Source organism: Streptomyces hilarionis (assembly GCF_024539675.1).
Classification (GTDB): domain Bacteria; phylum Actinomycetota; class Actinomycetes; order Streptomycetales; family Streptomycetaceae; genus Streptomyces; species Streptomyces hilarionis.
Window position 1 is genome coordinate 1 of sequence record NZ_JAHHIT010000748.1, and the last position, 266, is coordinate 266.

1 protein-coding gene is annotated in these 266 nt (G+C 51.9%); it reads right to left on the minus strand.

Annotated features, from left to right (window positions below):
* Positions 1-266 (minus strand): DUF4263 domain-containing protein (locus tag KMS84_RS40230; RefSeq protein ID WP_256921606.1); only part of this gene is annotated, 266 nt, incomplete at both ends.

Genomic DNA, 266 nt, shown 5'->3' on the forward strand with positions numbered 1-266 from the left:
GCCCTGGGCATGAAACTGGGTATGAAGCAATCTAACAGGACGGGCGAAAATCATGGTGAGGATGAAAATATTGCGCTCAAAGAATTTCTGCCAGACGTTTTCAGAAAGTCCTTTCTGAAGCATGCTTTCGTACTGTTCAATCATCTGAGCCAGGGTGACGCGTTCAATCTCGGCATGCAGCTCGATCAGTTCCCTGGGTGCCTCCGTCGCCAGCTTTTCTACGTTGGAGCGCAGCGCTTTGACCGTTGCTTTTCGCCCAGCGCGAG